This window comes from Mycobacterium sp., from assembly GCF_032162605.1.
Taxonomy (GTDB): domain Bacteria; phylum Actinomycetota; class Actinomycetes; order Mycobacteriales; family Mycobacteriaceae; genus Mycobacterium.
Map to the genome: position 1 here is coordinate 1 of NZ_JAVROT010000400.1, position 4,098 is coordinate 4,098.

The 4,098-nt window shown below is 69.1% G+C and carries 4 protein-coding genes; 2 read left to right on the forward strand and 2 right to left on the reverse strand.

From position 1 onward, the window contains the following. Positions 1-270: DMT family transporter (locus QOI01_RS22825; RefSeq protein ID WP_526384979.1), on the reverse strand; the 270-nt coding region annotated here is incomplete at its 3' end. A gap of 237 nt (positions 271-507) precedes the next feature. Next, positions 508-1,749, reverse strand: a complete 1,242-nt coding sequence (locus QOI01_RS22830; protein ID WP_526384981.1) for an acyl-CoA dehydrogenase family protein — start codon at positions 1,747-1,749, stop codon at positions 508-510. Positions 1,750-1,916: 167 nt separating this feature from the next. On the opposite strand from QOI01_RS22830, the gene QOI01_RS22835 reads away from it, so the two are divergent. Continuing rightward, entirely contained in the window at positions 1,917-2,567 is a 651-nt protein-coding gene (locus QOI01_RS22835) for a vWA domain-containing protein (RefSeq protein ID WP_526384983.1), read from the forward strand. Beyond that, on the forward strand, positions 2,564-4,098 hold a 1,535-nt coding region (locus QOI01_RS22840), incomplete at its 3' end, for a carboxylesterase/lipase family protein (RefSeq protein WP_526384984.1). The genes QOI01_RS22835 and QOI01_RS22840, both read left to right, overlap by 4 nt.

Genomic DNA, 4,098 nt, shown 5'->3' on the forward strand with positions numbered 1-4,098 from the left:
GATGCCACCCGCGATGGGCCATGTCAACGCATCCCGGAAGATCACCGCGGCCAGCACCGCGGTGAGCGCCGTGCCGGACGCACCCCAGATGCCGTAGGCCACGCCGACCGCGACGCCCGCCCGTAGCACGAGTGCGAGCAGGACGAAGGCGACGGAGTAGCCGACGACGACCACCGCCAGCCATGCAGGATGGTCTTGGGAGGCCCGCAGCGAAAGGGTCGCGGCGACCTCGGTGACGATGGCTGAGATCAACAGCGCCCACGTTCGCACTGCGTCAACCTAGCCGAGGGCGTCTAGTTCTCCCGTCGCTTCGCTCGCTCCGTCAGGCCAGGGGCGAGGTCACCGCGGTCCCCGAGCGGCGCGGAACACGTCGTAGGACGCGATCGCGTGGTCCTGGGTGAGCACCCAGTTGGCACGGTCGCCGGGCTCGCCGTCGGGCACCCGGGTCACGCCGGGTTGCAGCCGCTTGCCAGCTCATGATTCGATTCCCCGGGTTTCCGTCGATGGTCAGTAGACGAGGCCGAGCCGCGGCGGGCGGGCGCCGTGCAGGGTGTGGTTGCCCAAGTGGACGTACTTCCAGCGGGCCGGATCGTGCAGCGAGTGAGTCCGCACGTTGCGCCAGTGCCGGTCCAGGTTCACGGCTGCGTCCGCGGCCGAGGTGCCGGCCAATTCGAATATGCCGCTGGCGATTTCGACGGCGAACTCTTGCGCGAGCGCCTTGGCGGCGGCGATCTTCAAGGTTGCCTCCGCGGCCAGCTCACGCGACGGTTCCGGCGTCGCGTAGCCCTCGTCGATGATCGCCGAGCCGGCAGCCAGCAGCGCCTCGAGCGCATACAGCCGCGCGGTGAACTCCCCGAACTTGCGGACTACGTGGGGTTCCTCGTCGGCGCGCTGGATACCTGCATCGAGTGCCTCCTTCCACGGCCTTGATCTGGTGCGGACGAACTCGGCGCCGTCTTCCAGTGCAGCACGGGCGATTCCGATGTCGATCGCGGCGTGCAGCGCCTGGTCGAACGCGCCGAGCACGCTGGGCGGTCCGGTGAGCGGGTCGGGCGGACTGCCCTCCTCGATCACCAGCGCACCGTCGACGACGACGTCGTCGAGCAGCACCTCGCCGCTGGCCGTCCCGCGCTGCCCGAACGCCGACCACTTGTCGAGGTTCAGGGTGACGCCACTCTGGTCGGGGCGGACGAACACGGTGGCCGTCTCGTTGTCCCTGCCACCCACGATCGCTGCGACGGCGATCCACGTCGCGCCGAGCGCGCCCGTGGCGTAGTACTTGGTGCCGTTGAGCACCCACGTCCCGTCCTCGCCGGAGGTCACAGTGGTGCGGCGGTCCAGCGCGTGGCTGGTGCCACGTTCGGCGGTGGCGTTGCCGATCTGCGCGCCGGCAAGGATGTCGCCGTAGATCCGGGGCGCGGGATCGTGTTGTCCCAGTCCGGCGATCGCACGTGCAACCACGAAGTGCGACAACAACAATTGGCCCACGGCGGCATCGCCGCGGGCAAGCCGGCGGAGCACCTCGATCGTCGTCGACGCGGGCAGCCCCGGTCCGCCGTGCTCGACGGGTACGGAGATGCCAAGCAGTCCGGCGTCGGCGACCTGGCGGAGTTGGGGGACGAGTGCGATGCCATTGTGTTCCCGCTCGGCACTGCCGACGGCGAGTTCGGAGGCAACGGCGTCGGCGGCGGCCAGCGCCTGTCGTGGTGACGTCAGCTGCGGCACGGCGGCCGCGATGTCGATGGTCATGCCGCCGGACGCTACGGACGGCGGTCCGTCGGGCACAGGATTGCGACCATCGAGAATGTTTCCCTCCCACGTTTGCCGGCGTGAGCGGTGCTCGAGCGGGCAAGGGCTGTCACAGCGCCCGAGTAGCCTGGTGATCAGGTTGTTCCGAAGTACATGAAGGAGTTTCCGTGACGGATCCACAGCGCACGTTGATTGCCGTACTGCTCGACCGGTCCGGCTCGATGGAGAGCATCAAGTCCGATGCCGAGGGCGGCTTCAACGCATTCATCACCGAGCAGGGCAGGCAGCCCGGGGCCGCGACGGTCACGCTGGCGCAGTTCGACACCGAGTACGAGGTGGTCTACGCGAATCGTCCGATCGCCGACGTGGCCCCTCTACGACTGCAACCCCGCGGTGGTACGGCGCTCTACGACGGCGTCGGCCGATTGATCACCGACGTAGGCGCCGAACTGGCAGTACTGCCCGAAGGCGAGCGTCCCGGCACGGTCATCGTCGTCGTCATGACCGACGGCCACGAGAACTCGAGTGTCGAGTGGACCCACGAGGCGGTGAACGCCGCCGTCAAACGTCAGGAGGGCGAGTACTCCTGGACCTTCGTGTTCCTGGGAGCCAACATGGATGCCGTGGCCATCGGGCAGCGAATGGGCTTCTCGGCGGACAGTTCGCTGACCTACGACGCCAGCGACGAAGGGGTGGCGTCGGCGATGGCCTCGGCGACCGCTTACGTGTCGCGGCGGCGGCTCGCGGCACCCGCCGGCTTGGTGGCGGCGGGCTTCTCCGAGGAGGACCGGGCCAGGGCGAGGGGCAACCGGCGGTGACGGCCGGGCCGGGCAGCGGTCGATCAGTCGAGGGTCCCATCGTCGACACCGCGTACGGACGCGTCCGGGGTGTCGACGACGGTACGGTCACGTCGTGGAGGGGAGTCCGCTACGCAGCGCCGCCAGTAGGCGAACTGCGATGGCGTGCGCCCGAGCCGCCCGAGCGTTGGACCGGGGTCGCCGATGCCACCAGAGTCGGGCCCGTCTGCCCGCAGCCGACCGACCCGCGGATACCCATCGACCTGGGCGCGCCCCAGGGCGACGACTCGTTGACGCTGAACGTGTGGGCGTCGTCGGACACCGAGTCGGGCGACCGCAAGCCGGTGATGGTCTGGGTGCACGGCGGAGCGTACGTCCTCGGCTCCGCAGCGCAACCTCTGTACCGCGGCAAGGCGCTGGCCCGTGACGGTGACGCCGTCATCGTCACCGCGAACTACCGCCTCGGCGCGTTCGGGTTCCTCGACCTGTCGTCGTTCAGCACCGAACGCACCCGTTTCGAGAGCAACCTGGGCCTGCGTGACGTGCTGTTCGCCCTGCAGTGGGTACGCGACAACATCGCCGCCTTCGGCGGAGATCCCGGCCGGGTGACGCTTTTCGGCGAGTCGGCAGGCGCGGGCATCGTCACGACCCTGCTGGCCAGCCCGGCTGCCGCAGGCTTGTTCTCGAGCGCAATCGCCCAGAGCTCACCGGCGACGTCGGTCTACGACACCAGCCGCTCCCGCGTGATCGCACGGCAGTTCCTGGAGACGCTCGGCGTCGGCGTCGACGACGTGGACCGCCTTCGCGATGCGCCGATCAGCGAACTGCTGGCCGCCTCGAAGCGCCTGTTCGACGAGGTCCCGGTGCGTACGCCGGGGACCCTGGCCTATGCGCCGATCGTCGACGGTGAACTGGTGCCCGACTATCCGGTTGCGGTGGCGCGCGCCGGTGGCACGCATCCGGTGCCGCTGATCATCGGGACCAACAAGCACGAGGCGGCGCTGTTCCGCTTCATGAAGTCGCCGCTCATGCCCATCACCCCAATGGCGATCAAGGCGATGTTCGAGCAGATCGCCGCGGAGCAACCCGGTCTGCAGCTTCCCAGCGAGGCACAGTTGGGCTCGGCGTATCGGGGCCGAGGGAAGACGCCAGGCATGGGCGTCGCCCGTGACATCGGCTTCCGGATGCCATCGATCTGGTTCGCCGAGGGGCACAGTGCCGTCGCGCCGGTGTACGCGTACCGGTTCGACTGGTCGACGCCGATGCTCCGCCTGATTCGCCTCGGTGCCGCACACGCCACCGAGCTTCCGTACGTGTGGGGCAATCTCGTTGCGGGATCGAAGGATCCGACGTTCAAGCTGGGTGGGCTCAAGGCTGGCACCGCGGTGTCGGAGCGCATCCGGACCCGTTGGCTGAACTTCGCGGCAGGCGGTGAGCCGGTCGGACCGCCAGGCGAGCCGCGCTGGCGGCCCTACCGGGACGGCGACCGGGCGACGCTGATGATCGACAAACGCGACACGGTGGTCGAGGACCCCGATCGACCGTTGCGTGC